17 protein-coding genes are annotated in these 17,499 nt (G+C 76.2%); 5 read left to right on the top strand and 12 right to left on the bottom strand.

What is annotated here, in order from left to right; all coding sequences use genetic code 11:
• Nucleotides 1-2: 2 nt before the first annotated feature.
• The 8 genes from ACZ7LB_RS27630 to ACZ7LB_RS27595 all read right to left on the bottom strand — a co-directional run bounded on the left by ACZ7LB_RS27630 (nt 3) and on the right by ACZ7LB_RS27595 (nt 7,070).
• Entirely contained in the window at nt 3-944 is a 942-nt protein-coding gene (locus ACZ7LB_RS27630; protein WP_471471933.1) for an urease accessory protein UreD, read from the bottom strand.
• Between the two features lies 1 nt (nt 945).
• Nucleotides 946-1,566, bottom strand: coding sequence for an urease accessory protein UreG (gene ureG / locus ACZ7LB_RS27625; protein WP_471471932.1), 621 nt, complete (start codon nt 1,564-1,566; stop codon nt 946-948).
• An 80-nt stretch (nt 1,567-1,646) separates the two neighbouring features.
• Nucleotides 1,647-2,432, bottom strand: coding sequence for an urease accessory protein UreF (locus ACZ7LB_RS27620; protein ID WP_471471931.1), 786 nt, complete (start codon nt 2,430-2,432; stop codon nt 1,647-1,649).
• A 5-nt stretch (nt 2,433-2,437) separates the two neighbouring features.
• Nucleotides 2,438-4,162 carry an urease subunit alpha gene (ureC, locus tag ACZ7LB_RS27615; RefSeq protein ID WP_471471930.1) on the bottom strand — a complete coding sequence of 575 codons (1,725 nt, stop codon included), beginning with the start codon at nt 4,160-4,162 and terminating at the stop codon, nt 2,438-2,440.
• 1 nt (nt 4,163) lies between these two features.
• Nucleotides 4,164-4,664: an urease subunit beta gene (locus ACZ7LB_RS27610; protein WP_471471929.1), complete on the bottom strand. Its 501-nt coding sequence runs from the start codon at nt 4,662-4,664 to the stop codon at nt 4,164-4,166.
• Entirely contained in the window at nt 4,661-5,641 is a 981-nt protein-coding gene (locus ACZ7LB_RS27605) for a sirohydrochlorin chelatase (RefSeq protein ID WP_471471928.1), read from the bottom strand. The genes ACZ7LB_RS27610 and ACZ7LB_RS27605 overlap by 4 nt, the downstream gene beginning before the upstream one ends.
• 3 nt (nt 5,642-5,644) lie before the next feature.
• Entirely contained in the window at nt 5,645-5,950 is a 306-nt protein-coding gene (locus ACZ7LB_RS27600; protein ID WP_265295832.1) for an urease subunit gamma, read from the bottom strand.
• Between the two features lie 115 nt (nt 5,951-6,065).
• Entirely contained in the window at nt 6,066-7,070 is a 1,005-nt protein-coding gene (locus ACZ7LB_RS27595) for an urea transporter (protein ID WP_471471927.1), read from the bottom strand.
• A 113-nt stretch (nt 7,071-7,183) separates the two neighbouring features.
• Here ACZ7LB_RS27595 and ACZ7LB_RS27590 point away from each other — a divergent pair, with 113 nt between their 5' ends.
• Genes ACZ7LB_RS27590 through ACZ7LB_RS27580 form a run of 3 tightly spaced genes read left to right on the top strand, consistent with a single transcriptional unit; the run spans nt 7,184 to nt 10,613 of the window.
• Nucleotides 7,184-7,720, top strand: coding sequence for a fluoride efflux transporter FluC (locus tag ACZ7LB_RS27590; RefSeq protein WP_471471926.1), 537 nt, complete (start codon nt 7,184-7,186; stop codon nt 7,718-7,720).
• Nucleotides 7,717-8,091 (top strand): fluoride efflux transporter FluC, encoded by a 375-nt coding sequence (locus ACZ7LB_RS27585; RefSeq protein WP_471472005.1) that lies wholly within the window; start codon nt 7,717-7,719, stop codon nt 8,089-8,091. Before ACZ7LB_RS27590 ends, ACZ7LB_RS27585 begins: the two co-directional genes overlap by 4 nt.
• Complete coding sequence (locus tag ACZ7LB_RS27580; protein ID WP_471471925.1) at nt 8,088-10,613, top strand: FUSC family protein; 2,526 nt, start codon at nt 8,088-8,090, stop codon at nt 10,611-10,613. The genes ACZ7LB_RS27585 and ACZ7LB_RS27580 overlap by 4 nt, the downstream gene beginning before the upstream one ends.
• A 144-nt stretch (nt 10,614-10,757) precedes the next feature.
• On the opposite strand, the gene ACZ7LB_RS27575 is transcribed toward ACZ7LB_RS27580, so the two are convergent.
• On the bottom strand, nt 10,758-11,531 hold the full coding sequence (locus ACZ7LB_RS27575; protein ID WP_471471924.1) for an SDR family oxidoreductase: 774 nt from the start codon (nt 11,529-11,531) through the stop codon (nt 10,758-10,760).
• A 501-nt stretch (nt 11,532-12,032) separates the two neighbouring features.
• On the opposite strand from ACZ7LB_RS27575, the gene ACZ7LB_RS27570 reads away from it, so the two are divergent.
• On the top strand, nt 12,033-12,347 hold the full coding sequence (locus ACZ7LB_RS27570; RefSeq protein WP_471471923.1) for a 4a-hydroxytetrahydrobiopterin dehydratase: 315 nt from the start codon (nt 12,033-12,035) through the stop codon (nt 12,345-12,347).
• Between the two features lie 180 nt (nt 12,348-12,527).
• Here the strand turns inward: ACZ7LB_RS27570 and ACZ7LB_RS27565 are convergent, their stop codons facing one another.
• Both ACZ7LB_RS27565 and ACZ7LB_RS27560 read right to left on the bottom strand, forming a co-directional pair.
• Complete coding sequence (locus ACZ7LB_RS27565; RefSeq protein ID WP_471471922.1) at nt 12,528-13,763, bottom strand: hypothetical protein; 1,236 nt, start codon at nt 13,761-13,763, stop codon at nt 12,528-12,530.
• Nucleotides 13,764-13,882: 119 nt separating this feature from the next.
• Nucleotides 13,883-14,356, bottom strand: a complete 474-nt coding sequence (locus tag ACZ7LB_RS27560; RefSeq protein ID WP_471471921.1) for an ATP-binding protein — start codon at nt 14,354-14,356, stop codon at nt 13,883-13,885.
• Between the two features lie 304 nt (nt 14,357-14,660).
• Between ACZ7LB_RS27560 and ACZ7LB_RS27555 the strand changes: the two genes are divergently transcribed.
• Nucleotides 14,661-16,013: a hypothetical protein gene (locus tag ACZ7LB_RS27555; RefSeq protein WP_471471920.1), complete on the top strand. Its 1,353-nt coding sequence runs from the start codon at nt 14,661-14,663 to the stop codon at nt 16,011-16,013.
• A 166-nt stretch (nt 16,014-16,179) separates the two neighbouring features.
• Here ACZ7LB_RS27555 and ACZ7LB_RS27550 read toward each other — a convergent pair whose 3' ends face one another.
• Nucleotides 16,180-16,953 carry a hypothetical protein gene (locus tag ACZ7LB_RS27550; protein ID WP_471471919.1) on the bottom strand — a complete coding sequence of 258 codons (774 nt, stop codon included), beginning with the start codon at nt 16,951-16,953 and terminating at the stop codon, nt 16,180-16,182.
• Nucleotides 16,954-17,499 lie beyond the last annotated feature (546 nt).

Below are 17,499 nucleotides of genomic sequence, written 5' to 3'. Positions count from 1 at the left end.
TCCTACGGTTTGCGCAGGTCGGGGGCGGGGTGGCCGGTGAGCAGACGGCGCACGGCGTCCCAGGCGGCGCGGACGGCGGCGGTGACGGCGGGCTCCTCGTGGGCGAGCACCCGCACCCAGGCCCCGCACTCCCCCGGGAGCACGCTCGCCCCGTGGAGCACTTCGTGGCCGTCCAGGGACGCGTGCAGGGCGTCGGCGATCGCGGCGGCGGGGCACCGGCCGCTCACCACGAAGAGGGAGGCGACGTGGTCGTGCCCGGCGAAGACCCCCGGCCCGTCCACCCCGCCGCGCCCCCCGGGGCGCAGCCGCAGGGTGTCGGCGGCCAGGAGGGTGCCGTCGGGACGGCGGAACTCCAGGTCGCCGCCGAGGACGGTGTACGCGTGCCGCTCGCCCCGCGCGATCCGCCCCGCGGTGACCGTCTCGCCGTACACCACCGTGGCGTCCTCGTGCACGGTGACCACGGCGCTCTGGTGGAAGCGGGCGCCCGCGAACGGGATCAGCGGATCGGGCAGGTACTCCACGTAGGCGCCCTCGTCGGCGGAGAGCCGCACGAGCTGCGTCGCGTAGTCCTGCTCCATCCGGTAGACCTTGGTCGCCGCCTGGGTGGTGAACAGCGCCTCGGTGCCCGGGCCGCAGCGCAGATCCTGGCGGTAGCGGTCGGCCTGGGCGACGCCCCCGCCGGTGGCCATCACATAGGTGACGGCCATGCCGGGCAGCGACGGGTCGACGTGCAGCGGGCGCATGATCTCCAGCGGCGCCTTCTGGTACCGCTCGACCAGCTCCGTCCGGTCCCCGCGCCGCGCGAACGCCAGGTCGAGGATGCCGACCTTGGCGGGCGAGCCCGGCCCGAGCGTCTCCGGCGCGGCGGCGTGGGCCGCCAGTTCCGGCGGCAGCCGGGCGGGCTCGTAGAACTCCGGCGCGAGCCGGTCGCGGACGGCGGGCATCTCAGATCAGGACCTTGCGCCGCGAGGCGAGGAAGGCGGCGACCTCGTCGACGCCCGTGCCGGTCAGGCAGTCGGTGAGCACCACCGGGCCGTCGCCGCGCACCCGGTGGGCGTCGGACTCCATGACGCCGATGTCGGTCCGCACGTACGGGGCGATGTCGATCTTGTTGATGACCAGCAGGTCGGAGTCGGTGATGCCGGGGCCCCGCTTGCGCGGCATCTTCTCGCCCTCGGCGGTGTCCAGGACGAAGACGAAGACGTCGACGAGGGCGGGGCTGAAGGTGAGCGTCAGGTTGTCGCCGCCGCTCTCGTAGAGCAGGACGTCCACGTCGGGGCAGCGCTCCAGCATCTCGGCGCCGGCCGCCAGGTTCATCGTCGGGTCGTCGCGCACGGCGGTGTGCGGGCAGGCGCCCGTCTCCACGCCGACCACCCGGTCGCCGTCCAGCACGCCCGCCAGGGTGCGGCGGATGTGCTGGGCGTCCTCCTGGGTGTAGATGTCGTTGGTGATCACGGCGGGCGTGCGGCCCTGGCCGATGAGGACGGGGACGAGGGCCTCGATGAGGGCGGTCTTGCCCGATCCGACGGGGCCGCCGATTCCGACGCGCAGGACGTTGTCCGTCATGGTCCGTGTTCCTTCCGATGGGGCGGGCCGGGCTGCCGGGGTGTCCGGCACCCGGTGTCGGGCGGGGTGCGCGGCACCCCCTAGCTGGCGAACAGGCGGGCCTCCGCCCGTTCGTGGCGGGCCGACATCACGTCGACCGCGAAGGTGGTCGCCCCGAGGTCGTCGAGGTCCCGGGCCAGGGCCTCGCGGGTGGTCCGCTCGATGACCGGGGCCGCGCCCCGCAGCAGGACCTGGGCGAGCCGGTGGTCGGTGAGCCGCAGCCGGAGCGCCGCCCCGGCGAAGCTGGCGCAGAAGGCGAACAGGTCGGCGGCGACGGCCTGCCGCGCCGGCACCCCGGACGCGGCGTGGACGACCCCGGCGGCCACGGCCTGGGTGCCCGGCGCCCGGCGCTCCGCCACCGTGCGGTGGTAGCGGACGATGCCGGGCCCGCCGAAGACCTCCGCGGCCAGGTCCAGGAGCTGCCGCCCGGTGCGGGTGGCGGCCTGGCGGGACTCGCGGTTGAGCTTCGTGGCGTGCAGCCGCCGGTCGACGGCGGCCACGGTCTCCCAGTCCTCCGCCGAGGCGGCCCGGTGGGCGAGGGCGAGCGCGGTGGCGTCGGAGGGGCCGACGCCGTGCCGCAGCACGTCGTGCAGGAGCGCGGGGAGCGTGTCCCGGTCGACCGCGCCCTGCTGGGTGAAGCCCTCCAGGCCGTGGGAGAGGGTGTAGAAGCCGCTGGGGAAGGCCGAGTCGGTGAGCTGGAGGGCGGTCAGCAGCTGTCCGACCGCGGTCGCGGCCGGGGCGGCGGCGGTCCGGGGCGGCGCCGTGCCGGCCGGGGCGCCGGGGCCCGGGCCGGCGGTCTCCAGGGAGGTGTCCTCGTCGCGGAACATGGGGCTCAGGCGAGGAAGAACAGCTTGTTGAGGGGCAGTTCGCGGGCCGGGTCGATGGTCACCACCTCGCCGTCCACCGTCACCTTGTACGTCTCCGGGTCGACCTCGATCTCCGGCAGCACGTCGTTGCGGACCATGTTGTGCTTGCCGATGGTGCGGGTCTTGAGCACCGGCAGCACCCGCCGCCGGAGTCCGAGCCGCTCCGGGACCCCGGCCGCGATGCCGGCCTGGGACATGAAGGTGACGTGGGTGCTCTGGAGGGCCCGCCCGTACTGGCCGAACATGGGCCGGTAGTAGACCGGCTGGGGCGTGGGCAGCGAGGCGTTGGGGTCGCCCATCTGCGCCCAGGAGATGACCCCGCCCTTGATGACCATCTTGGGCTTGGCGCCGAAGGAGTGCATCGGCCAGAGCACGATGTCCGCGAGCTTGCCCGCCTCCAGCGACCCGACGTGGTCCGAGACGCCGCAGGCGATGGCCGGGTTGATGGTGACCTTGGCCAGGTAGCGCAGCACCCGCTCGTTGTCGTTGCGCGCGGAGTCCTCGGGCAGCGGGCCGAACGCCTCCTTGCACACGTGGGCGATCTGGAAGGCGCGGGTGACGGACTCCCCGACGCGGCCCATGGCCTGGGAGTCGGAGGAGACCATGCTGATGATGCCCCGGTCGTGCAGGACCGTCTCGGCCGCGATGGTCTCCGCCCGCACCCGGCTGTCCGCGAAGGCCACGTCCTCCGGGATGTCGTGGCTGAGGTGGTGGCAGACCATCACCATGTCCAGCAGTTCGTCGACCGAGTTCCTGGTGTACGGCAGCGTCGGGTTGGTGGAGGACGGCAGCACGTTGGGCTCGCCGGTGACCCGCAGGATGTCGGGGGCGTGGCCGCCGCCCGCGCCCTCGCTGTGGAAGGTGTGGATGGTGCGGCCGTCGATCGCGGAGCGGGTGTCCTCGAAGAAGCCGCCCTCGTTGAGGGTGTCGGTGTGGATGGCGACCTGCACGTCGTGGCGGTCGGCGACGGCCAGCGCGTTGTCGATGACGGCGGGCGTCGAGCCCCAGTCCTCGTGCACCTTGAGGGCGGCGGCCCCGGCCTCGATCTGCTCGTCGAGCGCGGCGGGGAGGCTGCCGTTGCCCTTGGCCATGATGCCGATGTTGACCGGCAGGTCCTCGGCGGCCTCCAGGAGACGGGCGAGGTTGTACGGGCCGGGGGTGCAGGTCGTGCCGTTGCTGCCGTCCGTCGGCCCGGTGCCGCCGCCGAAGAGGGTGGTGATGCCGTTGCTCAGGGCCTGTTCGCACTGCTGCGGGGAGATCAGGTGCACGTGCGCGTCCATGGCCCCGGCGGTGGCGATCAGGTGCTCGCCCGCGATGACCTCCGTGCCCGTGCCGATCACGAGCCGGGGGTCCACGGCGTCCTGGGTCTGCGGGTTGCCCGCCTTGCCGATACCCGCGATGAAGCCGTCCTTGACGCCGATGTCGCACTTGACGACGCCGAGCACCGGGTCCAGCACCACGGCGTTGGTGATCACCAGGTCGAGGGCGCCCTGCGCGGCGGTGGCCTGCGGGTCGGAGCCCATGCCGTCGCGCATGGTCTTGCCGCCGCCGTAGACGATCTCGTCGCCGTACGAGCCCTCGCGGACGTCCTTCTCGACCTCGACGACGAGATTGGTGTCGGCCAGCCGGAAGCGGTCGCCGACGGTGGGGCCGAACAGGTCGGCGTACTGCTTGCGGGAGAGGGTCGGCATGTCAGTTCGTTCCCTTCTTCTTGGCCTTCTTGGCACCGGACCCGGCGGAGTCGCCCTTGCCCCCGGCCTTTCCGGCGGAGGAGGACTTCCCGGCGGACGAGGACTTTCCGGCGGTGTTCCCGGGCAGCCCCTCGGCGCCGCGGAAGCCGCGCTGGAACGCCCGGGCGACGGCCTCCACCCGGGCGGGGTGCGACTTGACGCTGCCGTTGAGCAGGCCGCTGAAGCCGGTGAGCCGCCCGGTGCCGGCGTAGGCGCACAGCTCGACCTCCCGGGTGCCGCCGGGCTCGAAGCGGACGGAGGTCCCGGCGGCGATGTTGAGGTGGGTGCCGAGCGTGGCGTTGCGGTCGAATTCGAGGGCGGAGTTGGCCTCGAAGAAGTGGTAGTCCGAGCCGACCTGGATGGCCCGGTCGCCGGTGTTGCGGACGGTGACCTTGACGGTGCGCCGTCCGGCGTTGATCTCGATGGTGCCTTCGCCGTACTGGTGGCGGGGGGGAAGCGTCATGACAGGCTCCTGCCGAAGGGGAGGGCGTACGGGGCGGGGGCGCGGCCGTCCCGGGGGTCGGGGTGCGCGCCGTGCGCCGGGGTTCCGTGGGGGTGGTCGCCGTGGGCGCGGTGCTCGGGGCCGTGCTCCCCGGGGCCGTGGGGGTGGGGGTGCGCGCCGTGGTCGTGCCCGTGGCCGCCGGGGGCGTGGTCGTGGCCGGGGGTGCCGTGCTCGTGGTCGTGCGCGTGGCCGGGGGTGCCGTGGTCGTGCGCGTGGTCCCCCGGGCCGTGGCTGTGGGCGTGTCCGTGGCCGTGGGCGGCGGTCAGGGCGCGGGACAGGCCGTCGTCGCCGTGCCGGTCGTGGCGGTGCCACGCGTCGGCCGCGCGGGCGGCGAGCACCCCGGCCACCGCGGGCGCCGAGAGCAGCGGCCGGACCGGATCGCTCTCCCCGGCGGGGAGGACGGGGAGCACCCAGGAGGCGGCCAGCGGCGCGACGCGCTCCGCGCCGAGGGCCCGGCAGCGGCGCACGCCCTCCGCCGGGTCCGGGTCGCCGCCGATCAGGGCGGTCTCGACGAGGCGGTGCCGTCCGTACTGCCGCACCAGGCGAGCGATCCGGAAGAGGTCGGCGTCGCTGAAGGGGTCCCCGGTCGGCGCGGTGACCAGCAGCGCCCGGTCCGCGGGCACCCGCAGGGCGGCCGACCGCAGCCAGCCGGTGAGGTGGTCCGCGGTGCCGAAGGGCCCGGCCAGCACGGTGCCGGCGCGCTCCGCGGGCGAGAGGGCCAGCAGGGTGCGGGCGGTGTCCGCGACCAGGTCCGGGTCCCGGCCCAGGGTCATCGGCACCACGCACACCGGTTCGTCCCGGGCGCGCGCGGCCCTGACCCGGGCGAGGAGTTCGCGCCCCCGGCCCACGCGGGCCACCCCGGGGTCCAGCAGTCCGCGCAGGGCGCGTCCGCCGTCGCTCTCGTGGCCGCCGACGGCCACCACCGTGCCCCGGCGCACGGCTCAGCCGCCGACCGGGTCGTGGCAGGAGACGAGCTTGTTGCCGTCGTCGAAGGTCGCCTCCACCTGGAGCAGCGGGAGCATCTCCCGGACGCCCGGCATGGTCTGGTTCTCGCGGACGATGTGCCGCCCCAGCTCCATGCAGTCCGCGACGGTCTTCCCGTCCCGGGCGCCTTCGAGGATGGCCTCGGTGATGAGGGCCACCGACTCGCTGAAGTTCAGCTTCAGTCCGCGGTCGCGGCGCTTGCGGGCCAGGTCCGCCACGACGTACACGAGCAGTTTGTCGATCTCTCGGGGGGCCAGGTTCATGGGCTGGGCTGCCTTCCTCGGGAAGCGCGTCCGCGGGAGGGGGCCGCGGACGGCGGCGGTGCGGATCGGGCCGGAGCGGGTGGGGGACGTCGGACGGGTGTGCGGGGCGGGGCGGTCAGTCGTCGGTGAGCGGGGTGATGCGCGACAGGGTGGGGACGGCGGCCAGCAGCGCCCAGGTGGCGATGTTGAACGGCCAGGTGAAGGTGTGGCTGCCGAACTCCTCGAAGAACACCGCCAGGGAGGCGGTCAGGGCGGTGGTCGCGGCGGCGGCCAGCACCGTGTAGCCGAGGTTCCAGGAGGTGGGGCGCAGCAGGACCACGCCGAAGGCGAGGCTCGTCAGGACCGCGTTGTAGCCGTAGATGCCCTCGTGGACGAGGACGGCCGGGGCGCCCAGCGCCCAGGCGGTGAGGAGCCCGACGGCGCTGCCGAGCGCGGCGAACGCGCCGACCCGCCATCCCGCCAGGAAGAGTCCGGCGAGCATGATCAGGCCGACGTACCAGGTCTCGACGAAGAAGATCTGGGAGACGTTGGAGAAGAAGCCCTGCCACAGATCGGTCCAGTCGAGGACGGGGCTCTTGGAGGTGGCCCCGGTGACCGCCGTCTCCGGGGTGCCGTGCCAGATCCGGTCGAAGGACGGGGCGCCCAGCACCATCACCAGCGAGACCAGGCAGAACGGCCCGGTGAAGGCCCTCAGCCCGAAGGGGGCCAGCAGGGTGGTGAGGGTGGCCGTCACCAGGGTGCACATGACGGCGGCGGACACGGCCATGACGTAGGTCGAGGGGTGGTGGCCGAGGTAGACCAGCATGGCGATGCCGCCGAGCACCCCGCAGTACGTCATCAGCCCCTGGGTCAGGGAGTCGTGCGGGACGGCGAGCAGGCGCGCGGTGAGGGTGGCGGCGACGGCGCCGATGGTGGCGAAGAGGCCGGTCTGCCAGCCCTCCACCCACAGCGCGGCGAGGATCACCAGGGAGGTCCACACACTGGCCTGGAAGTCGACCTGGCCCACCCCGCGCAGCGCGCCGAGCGCCGTGTCCCGCCACGTGTGCGCCGCGGACCGGGGCGCGGCCCCCGGGGCGGGGGCGGACGGTCCGGTGCCGGGACCGGGGGGCTGCGAGGCCACACGTACTCCTTCGGAAGGGACCCCTGACGGGCCGTCGGCCGGGGGGCGGTGCCGCCGCGGGCCGTGCCGGGGCCGGGTGACCGGCCGCCAGCTAGTGTGACGATATGCACCTTATGGGCGATGTGCACCTTCACCCCCACCCCGATCACACCCCCGGCTCCCGGGGCCCCGTGCTGGCCGCGGTGGCGCTGGGCGGGGCCGTGGGCGCACTGCTGCGCTACGGGCTGTCCCGCCTCTGGCGCAACGGCAGCGACTCCTCCCTGCTCTGGCACATCGGCTCCGCCGTGTTCCCCTGGACGACCGTGGTGGTCAACGTGTTCGGGTGCTTTCTGATGGGGGTGCTGACGGTGGCCCTCAAGGAGCGGTTCACCGGTGCGCCGCGGCTGCTGAACCCGCTGCTGGGCACGGGGGTGCTGGGCGGCTTCACCACCTTCTCGTCGTACACCGACGACACCCGGCGGCTGCTGGAGAACGGCCAGCCGGGCACCGCCGTGGGCTCCATGGTGGTGACGGTGGCCGGGGCGCTGGCCGGGGTGGCCCTCGGCACGGCCCTGGCGCGCCTGGCCCTGACCGGTCGCGGGCTCCGGCGGGGCGCGGGCGGCTCCCCGGCCGCGCGGAGCGGGCCGGAACGCCCGGACGGGGGCGCCTGATGGAGTGGCTGCTGGTCCTGGTGGGCGGGGCGGCCGGGGCACCGCTCCGCCATCTGTCCGGCGTGCTGACGCGGGAGCACCTGCGGTCCGCCTTCCACTGGGGCACCTTCCTCGCCAACATGGCCGCCTGCCTGCTGCTCGGCTTCCTGGTCCAGGCGGGCACCGACGGCGCGCTCGGCCGGGACGGGCAGGCCCTGCTGTCGACGGGGTTCTGCGGGGCGCTGTCCACCTGGTCGACGTTCTCCAGCGAACTGCTGTCCATGACGAGCGCCCGCCGGCTGGCCGGGGCGGCGGGCTACCTCCTGGTCACGGTCGCCCTCGGCCTCGCGCTGTCGTTCGCGGGCGCGGGCGTCGCCCGGGCCCTGTGGTGAGCGCTGCCGCCATCCGTGCGGCACGGCGGTGGCGGGAGGGGGCGCGGCGGCTCGACCGGGGGCGGGCCCTGCGGTCGGCGGCGGGCTTCGGGCTCTCCTTCGGGGGCGTGGCGGCGGTCGCCGGGGTGCCCTACGGGGTCTTCGCGGCGCTGGGCTGCTACGCCGACGCGTACGGGGCGGGCGATCCCTACCCCCGGCGGGGGCCGCTGCTCGCGGGGCTGTCGGCGGGCATGGTGGCGGCCTTCGTCGCGGGGTCGCTGGCCGCGGGGAACGTGTGGACGATGGCGGCGGCGCTCACGGTGGTCGCGGTGGCGGCCACGCTGCTGGTGCGCACGCTGCGGCTGAGCGGTCCGGGCAGCTACTTCGTCGTCCTGACCGCCGCGCTCGGGGCCTTCCTGCCGCCGACGGGCCTCACGGAGACCGCCGCGCGGGCGGGCTGTGTGGCCCTCGGGGCGGCGGTGTCCTGGACCCTCGGCATGTCCGGCCGCCTGACCCGCCCCTGCCTCCCGGAGGAGCGCGCGGTGGCGGGGGCGTTCCGGGCGGCCGGGGAGTTCACGGGGGCGGGGGCCCGCGCGGTGGCGGGGGCCGCCGGGGCGGGTGCGGGGGCCGGGCCGGGGCCCGCCGCCGGAGCGCGCGCGGAGGGCGCCGCCGGGGGCGGTCGCGGTTCCGGTTCCGATCGCGGCTCCGGCTCCGGCTGCGGTCGCGGCTCCGGTACGGCGCGGGCGGGGCCTTCGGGCGGACCGGCGGCCCTTGAGCGGCGCGCGCACACGGCGGCCCACGCGGCATGGGTGGCCCTCGACGACGCCCGGGGCAGGGGACGGAACGCCGCCGTACCCGGCCAACGGCGTCTGGTGCTCTACGCGTTGCTGGCCCGGCTGGAGGCCGTGCTGGACGCGGCACGGAGCACGGCGGAAGTGGGCGGGAGGGGGCGGCGCGAGGGGGAGGAAGGCGGGGCGGGAGCGGGCGCGGTGTCCGGGGACGCGGTGGAGGGGGCCGGGACGGAAGGGAGAGGGGCGCCCGTGCCGCCCGGGTGGTCCCGGTGGCTCGGGACGGCGGCGACGGAGATCGCGGCGGGAGGGACACCGGAGCCGGGCCCGCACCCCCCGCCCCCGGCGGCCGACCCCCTCGGCGGCGCCACCTCACCCGGCACCCGCGGCGACGGCCCCGCCCCGGATCACGGCACGGCGGCGCACGGCACGGGCGCCGTCACCGCGGGGAGCGACACGGGCTCCGGCACCGGCACAACGCCACCCGGCACGGGCTCCGGCACGACGGCAAGCGGCACCGGCACCGGCACCGGCACCGACTCGGGCACGACGGTGAACGGCTCCGGCACGACGCTGAGCGGCACCGACACAACGGTGAACGGCCTCGGCACCGGCACCGCGGGGAGCGGCAGTCGTACGGACGGCGGTGACCCGCCCTCGCCCGCCGACCGCGCACGCGACGGCCGGACAACGCCCCGCTCCCGCATCGCGCTCCGCCAACCCCCGGTACCCGTACCGGAGTTCCTGCGGGGCGCGGCCGGCCACTGGCCCGTTCCCCTGCCGCCCCGCGAGAGCCGCCGCGCGGACCTGCGGCGGCTGCTGTCCCGCGACTCCCCCGTGCTCACGGTCGCCCTGCGGGTGGGTCTCGCCGTCGCGGTGGGGACCGTCCTCGGCGCGCTGCTCCCCGTGCTGCACCCGGCGTGGGTGGCCGTGGGCGCCGCCGCCGCGCTCCAGGGCGGTCCGGGGCGGCAGCCCGCGCAGCGCGCCCGGACCCGGCTGGCGGGGACGGTGGCCGGGGTGGCGCTCACCGCCGTGGTCTTCCACGCGTACCAGCCAGCCGCCTGGGTGACCGGGGTCGTGGCCACCGCCGCGCACGCCGTCTCGCGGGCCGTGCCGCCCGGCGCGCTGCTGCTGCGCACGGTGGTGAACACACCGGTCGCCCTGCTGCTGGTCGCCGCCGCGGACCCGGCCGGCCCCGGGCTGGGTCGGCTCGCCGCGTTCCGGCTGCTGGACCTGACGCTCGGCCTCGCCCTGGGGGTGGCCGCCGCGCTGCTGGTGCCCGGGGTCCCGGCGGGCAGGGTGCGCGCGGCGGTGTCGGAGGCCGTGGCGGCGACGGGGACGGCCGTACGGGAACGGCTGCGCGCGGGGACGTACGACGCCGCCGCCGAGGGGGCGGCCTGGCGCCGGACGGCGGAGCTGTGGGACATGCACGCGGCCGTGCCCGCCGAGGAGATCCGCTCGACCGGCACGGCGGACCGCCTCTGGCCGGCCGTGCTGGCGGTGCGCCGCCTCCTGTCCTGGACCGTTCTGGCCCCGCCGGCACCGCCCGCGCCGGATGCCGCCGCCCGCGCCGGCGCCGGGCTGACCGTCCTGGCCCTGCTGTCCCGCACCCGCCTCCCGGGCTCCCCCAGCCCCCCGGTCCCGCTCCTCCCCGAGCCGCCGCCCGACCCGGAACTGCACCGCAGGCTCACCGCGCTGGGCGCGGCGCTGGGCCCGGACGGCACCGCCGGACCGGTGCGCCCGGAGCGCCCGTAGGGACCGCCGGCCGGATCGGACCACGGGGTGTGGGGCGTGGGCGTACCGAGTACCGGCGTACCGGCGCCGGGCGCCCGGGTAGGCAGCCGGGCGGGCGGATCGGAACCGGCCGCCCCGGATCCGCAGGCCCCCCGGGGAGCGTGCCTAGCCGATGCCGCCGTTGCTCAGCAGGAGCTGGCCGTTGACCCAGCCGCCCTCCTCCGAGCAGAGGAAGCCCACGAGGTTCGCGCAGTCGCCGGGCACGCCGAGCCGCCCCAGGGGCGTGGCCCGGACCATGTCCGCCCGGTGCTCCTCGGTCATCCATCCGGTGTCGACGGGACCGGGGTTGACGGCGTTGCAGGTCACCCCGAGGTGGGCCAGCTCCCGGGCGGCGGCCAGGGTGATCCGGTCCATGGCGCCCTTGCTCGCCCCGTAGGGGAGGTTGCCGACGGTGTGGTCGCTGGTGAGGCTGATGACGCGGCCGGTGCCGTGGGTCCCGCGGAACCGCAGCCCGTACTCCCGGATCAGCAGCCAGGTCGCCCGCGCGTTGACCGCGAAGTGCAGGTCGAAGCTCTCCACGGTGGTGTCCAGCAGGCCCGAGTCGACGGACTCGCAGTGGCAGAGCACCAGGGCGGTGACGCCGCCCAGTTCGCGCTCGGCGGCGTCGAGGACCCTGGCCGGCGCGGCCGGGTCGCTCAGGTCCGCCTCGACGGCGTACGTCCGCGCCCCGAGGGCCGCCGCCCGCTCCCGCAGCGCCCCGGGCGCCCCGGGCTCGGCGCCCCACTCCATCCGCGCGTCGTAGGGCGTCCAGTAGGTGAACGCCACGTCCCAGCCGTCCCGGGCCAGCCGCAGCACCACGGAGGCGGCGATCCCCGCCGACCGCCCGGCCCCCGTCACCAGGGCCACCGGCCGCCGCTCCCCCACCACTCCGTCACTCATGCCCCCATCCTGACCGGCCCGTTCCCCCGGGTCACCCGAATTCCGCCCACCGGTACCCGGTCCCGCCCGCGGCGCGGTGAGCGGAGGGGCGCGGCTTCGCCTCTCCCCTCCGTGGACCGGTCGTGGCTCCCCGGACATCCCCGGCGGCAGGCCCGATGGCCGGCCCGATGGCCGGGCAGACCCAGCCGCCGGGGAGAACCCTTCGGCCGCCGGGAACGGACGCACCGACACGACGTATCTCCCGCTTCGGGAAGGTCCGTCGGGCACTACGTTGGAGAGGCCGTACGCGAGGGGACGCCATGGGGACCGGCGCCGGGCCCACCGGTGGGGCGGACCGGCCACGGGCGGCGGCTGCCCCGGCAACGGACCGGCGCCGGGACGGCCGCGCCGGGACGGCGACGCCCCGACCGTCCGCCGCCCGGAACGACCCGCTCGGCGCCCGGCTCGACCGGGCGTCCGCTCCCCTCGCCCCCGACATCCGCTGAACCGAAGGAGCCCCCCATGGCCGCGACCCCGCTGACCGACGCCGAACTCGACCGGGCCCTCACCGGCCTCCCCGGCTGGACCGTCCGGGACGGGCGGCTCACCGCCGTCTTCAGGGCCGACCGCTCGGCCGTCCCCGCCTTCTACGCGGCGGTGGCCGCGGCCGAGGACGAGGCGAACCACCACGCCGAGGTCACGATCCTCTACGGCACCGTCCGCCTCGCCCTCAGCACTCACGACGCGGGGGACACCATCACCTCCCTCGACACCACCATGGCCGCCCGGCTCGGCGCCCTCGCCACCGAGCACGGACTCCGTCCGGCCGACGGCTGACCCGGGACCCGGCGCTCCCCGCCGGGACGGGCGGTGGGAGCGGCCGGGGCCCGCCACCCCCTGCGGGGACGCGGCCCCGTCGGCCGGCCCGCCGGAGCGCGCGGGTGACCGGAGCGGGGTTATCGTCCCTGCGGAAGCACCCCGCCCCCGGGGTTCGACCCGGCCGTCCGGAGGGGCCGCTCACCTCCGTGGCCCTCCCGCCGTCCTCCGGGTCGCGGCCCCGTCACCGGCCCTTCCGACGGCCCGGTCGGCCTCGGCGAGGACGGCGTCCAGGAGGGCGGGCCCGGTCAGGGGGCCGGCGAGCACGGCGCTCATCCGGTCCGCGGCGGCGGCCATCGTGGGGGCCCGGGGGACGAGGGCCCGGCGGCGGGCGGACAGGGGGAGTTCCGGAGCGGCGCCGAGGCAGTCCGCCAGGACGTTCAGGGTGTCCATCAGCCAGAGGAGCGCCACCTCCCGCAGCCGGGCCGTCCGCTCGCGCCCGGGCAGCCGCGCGAGGTGCCGTTCGAGGGTCGCGGCCACGCCCCGCACGATCTGCCGCGCCGCCCTCGGCTCCGGATGCCCGGCGGCGACGAGCACCGCCCGGCCGAGCAGCGTCGCCAGGTCCGGCTGGGGTCCGGCGGCCCACCGGACGGCCGGGCGGGTGAAGGTCAGGCGCGGGCCGTCGAGCAGGACGTGCTCGGGATCGAGGTTCCCGAACACGGCCGTCTCCCGCTGGGGCGGGAGCGCGTCGGCCATCGGGAGCAGCCGCCGCGCCGCGCTCCCCATCGGGACCACGGCCCTCCGTCGCGCGTCCTCCGGGAGTCCGCCGCCCCGGCCGAGCGCCCGGAGCCGGGCGGCGGCGCTCGGGCCGCCGAACGTCCGGCGGAAGACCCGGACCACGGACCGCTCGCCCACCGTCGCGACCCCGCGCAGGCGTCCCGCCCCCGGCGGGCCGTGGAGAGCGGCCAGGGCGCCGAGGACTTCGTCGAGCAGCATGCCCGTCTCCCACGGGCGGGCCGCCAGCACGTCGGAGACCGGGGTGCCGGGTGCGGTCCGGGTGAGGAGCACGCCGCCGCGCAGGCCGGCCGTCCCGCACACCCGGGGGCGGCCGAGCGCGCGGAGACGGTCCAGGTGCCGGGCCTCGCGCGCGGTCAGCGGGTCGGCGTTCGCCAGGTAGGCGCGCTGGGCCTGCCGGACCTGCGCCCAGGTCCCCCCGGCGCCCCGCAGGACCGCCCCGAGCGGGAGGCCGAGCCAGTCGTACCGGGCGGTCAGTTCCTCGCCGTCCACCACGACCCGGCGGAGGTACGAGGCCGCGCTCGGGCACCGGGGGCCGAGGACGGCCTCCCGCCCCGGCCACAGGTCCGCGACCGCGCGGGTGATGATCCGCCGGGTGGCGGTGTCCAGCAGGGCGGCGTCGACCACCGTGTTCCGCCTCACGGCGGAAGCCGTGGGGTTCCCCTTTCCCGGCGGTGGGACGGCGTCACGGGGGCCGCCCCCGGCCGGTACGCCCACGGTCGGGGTGTCCCGGCCGACCCCGGCGTCGGCGCGGCGGCCCCTCACGGACGGACCGCCGTACGCTCCGCGCCCGGGGACGCGAGCCGCGCCGGATCCCCGTGCGGCGGTACCGGCACCGCCAGTTCGGCCCAGACGCTCTTGCCCCAGGAATGCACCTCCGTGCCCCAACCCGCCGACACCGCCTCGACGATGGCCAGCCCCCGGCCGTGGCCGTCCGCCGCGTCCGGGGCGCGGCTCGCCGGCCGCCTCCGGCTGCGGTCGGCCACGGCGATCCCCAACCGGTGGGCGTCGAAGCGGCGCAGAGCCACCCGGAACGAGTCGCCGGACGCGTGGAGGACGGCGTTGGAGGCGAGTTCGGAGACGATCAACTCGGCGTCGCCCACCAGCGCTTGGATACGCCAGCCGGTCAACGTGGCCACCACGAAGCGCCGCGCCACGGGTACGGCGGCGGCATCGCGGGAGAACGTCCTGACAGCGGCTTCCGTCCCGGGCCCGGCGCCCCGTTCCCTCAGCACGCCGGTCCCCCGCAGCGGTCCTCGCCGAGGACAGCGCCGCGCCAACCGCCGGAGCACGGCGGGGCGGTGCCGTCCTGCCCCGGCTCCCCTCGTTCCCCGGTGGCACCGTCGGCCGGTCCGGGCGGCCAATCCCCCACCGGGCCGGTGGTGTCGCGCTCTCTCGTCATGGTTCCCGCTTCCCACGCCTGTTCCGCTGTCCCGTTACTCACACGAGGTAACCCCCCGATGACTGTCTGCGGGTACCGTGGAGAGCAGGTGCGACCGTGAACACCGTGAACGCCGTGAGCTGTCGGGAGTTGAACGCATGGCCACGAGGAAGCGCACACCCAATCCCGCCCTGGCCGACCTCCTTGACCAGGCACGTTGGACGCGCACACAACTGGCGCAGCAGGTGAACCGGCTCGGCCCCCAGGCCGGACTCGACATCGGGTACGACCGGACGGCCGTTGCGCACTGGATCGCCGGAACACCACCGAAGCCGCAGGTCAGACCCCTGATCGTCGAGGCGCTGTCCGCCCGGCTCGGACGGCCCGTCACCTACGGGGAGGCCGGCCTCCAGCCGCCGGTGTCCGTCGACGGCTCCCCCTCCGTCGACACTGTCGAGGAGCTGATCACCTTAGGAAGGGCGGACATGGACCCATCCCGGCGCAAGATCCTCTCCACCACCCTCTTCACCGCGGCGCTCTCCGTACCCCTGTTCCAGGAGACCGCGCGGGCAACCTCGGACCGGCCCGGTCCACGGAGCGGTACCGCTCCCCGGATCGGCCCGGCCCAGGTGACCGCCGTCCGCTCCATGACCGAGCGGATCGCGGACGTCCTGGACGAATGGGGAGCCGGACACGCGCGCCCCATGGCCGCGGCCCTGCTCGTGAACAGCGTGGGCCCGTGGCTGAGGGCCCGGGCGTCCGAGGACGTCAGACGGGACATGCTCGCCGCTGCGTCCGACCTCACGTACCTGACCGGGTGGATGGCCATGTACGAGAAGGCCCACGGCCTCGGCCAGACCTACTACTCAAAGGCGCTGAGGCTCGCCGACGAAGCGGGGGACCGCCTCACCCATTGCCGGACCCTGCGTGGCATGTCGCTCCAGGCGTCGAGCCTCGGCCACGGCCGGATGGCCCTCGAACTGGCGGACTCCGCCGCCGAGGCGGCGCCGGTGGCGGGCCCCCGGCTCGTCGCCTTCCTGCGCGGCCAGCAGGCCCACGCGGCCTCCATGGTGGGCGACCGCCGCCAGGCCCACGCCCGCCTCCGCGAGGCCGAGACAGCGCTCTCCCGGGCCGACACCCGCAAGGACGCCGTCGGCGGCTACGACATGACCGCCTACCTGTTCCACGTCTCGCACGTACTGATGGAGGAGGGCGACTACCCCGGCAGCGTCCGGGCCCTCAAGCAGTCCATCCGGGTGCAGCCGGCCCAGGAGCGCCAGGGCCGGGTGCACGCCTACGCGGTGCTCGGTGAACGCCAGCTCCGGCACGGGCACGTGGACGCCGCGTGCCAGTCCTGGACGCGGTTCCTGGACGAGTACGAGCACGTCTCGTCCGTGCGGGGCGACGACCACTTCGCCATGGTGCGCCGGAGCGTCGTCCCTTACGCCGGAACCCGTGCCGTGCGTGATCTCACCGACCGCATGCGGGAGGTCTCGGCGCTGAAGGGCTGAGCGCGCGGCGCCCCGGGGCGGCCCCCGGGGCGCGTCCGGCGTCGGTGTGGGCACCACGGCGCGCTCCCGCACACCGGTGCGCGCACGATTCCCCTCGGACGGCGCGCGGTGGCCGCCCACCTGGGCCGGCAGGGCGGCGGCGCCGCGTCCGCCCCCGGGCCCCGCACTACCCGAGCGGGGTGATCTCCACCGGCTCGCCCAGGTCGTAGAAGTGCTGGGTGTGGGTCGCGCGGGTGCCGGCGACCTCCATCGTGGCCTGGTCGCCGACCGGGGTCCAGTCCTCGGCGAACCAGAGGACGAAGTCCCGCACCGGGAAGCCGTTCCAGGTGAAGGCGCCGTCGCTGGTGATCCGGTACGCCTGCACGGTGTCGCCGTCGGGCAGCTCGATCGAGTCCTTCGCGTCGTCGACCTTCCACACCGGCTGCGACCGCACCATCTCGGCGGTGTACTTGACGTCGGAGAAGACCCGGTACAGCTCGCCGGTCACCCCGACCAGCTGTTCCTGGGGGTCGTCCGAGTCCTTGTCGCCCTTGACGGGCCCGTCGCCCCGGTCGATCCACATCGTCCCGTCGAGGAACACCATCTTGACCGGGCCCTCGGAGCTGGTCAGTTCACCCTGGAAGTTGTACTCGGGGTCATAGGTGAACTCGACGTCGCCGAAGGTGTCGGCGGTGATGCGCATCTTTCCGGAGCCGTGGCTCGACAGCGCCTCGGAGACGCACGTGCCGAGCGGATCGCCGTCGAGAGTCGCACCCGGCCGCAGGCTCAGCCCCGTGCACGACGCGGGGGCCTCCCACGCCGCCTTCGAGGGCGTCTCCGACGGCGCGGCCCCGGTGGTCCCGGCGGCGGGCCTCTCCTCGGCCGCCGAGGGCTCCGCCTCGTCCGCCGAACAGGCCGCGAGGCCCAGTCCGAGGGCGACCGCCGCCGCCAGCCCCGCCATGGCTCTCTTCCGTGGTCCCACGTCGTTCCCCGTCTCGCGCTCTTCCTCGTCGCCCCCGCCACGGGGACCGGCCACCGCCGGTCCGCCGGACCGCCCGGCGCCGCGTTTCCCGTCGGCCGTCGGGCCCCTCCGGCCCGGAATGACGTGATGCGCCCGGAATGGCGCACTCCGGAGGGGAGGCTCTGTCCGCGTGCACCGTACCGCCCCGGGCGGCGGCCACCGCCGTCCGGTCCGCCGCGCGAGCAGCGCTCGACCCGGAGGACGGCGGGAGTGGGACAACGCGCGCCCTCCGGCCGCCCGGAGGGCGCGGGCGAGCGGCGCCGCGATGACGGACGGTGCCGCGACGCGGCCTCCTCCCCGCGGCCGGGCGGCGTCGACCCCGCCCGCCCCCTCGCGTTCGGGTCGGGACCGGGGTGCCGCCGGGAGCGACCACCGAAGCACCCCCGGACCCAGGGCGCGGGCGAGCGGCGCCGCGATGACGGACGGTGCCGCGACGCGGCCTCCTCCCCGCGGCCGGGCGGCGTCGACCCCGCCCGCCCCCTCGCG

The sequence above is a fragment of the Streptomyces sp. NPDC107521 genome, assembly GCF_055598485.1.
The sequence above is the reverse complement of the archived record's forward strand: the minus strand, read 5'-3'. Positions and strand labels throughout refer to the sequence as shown.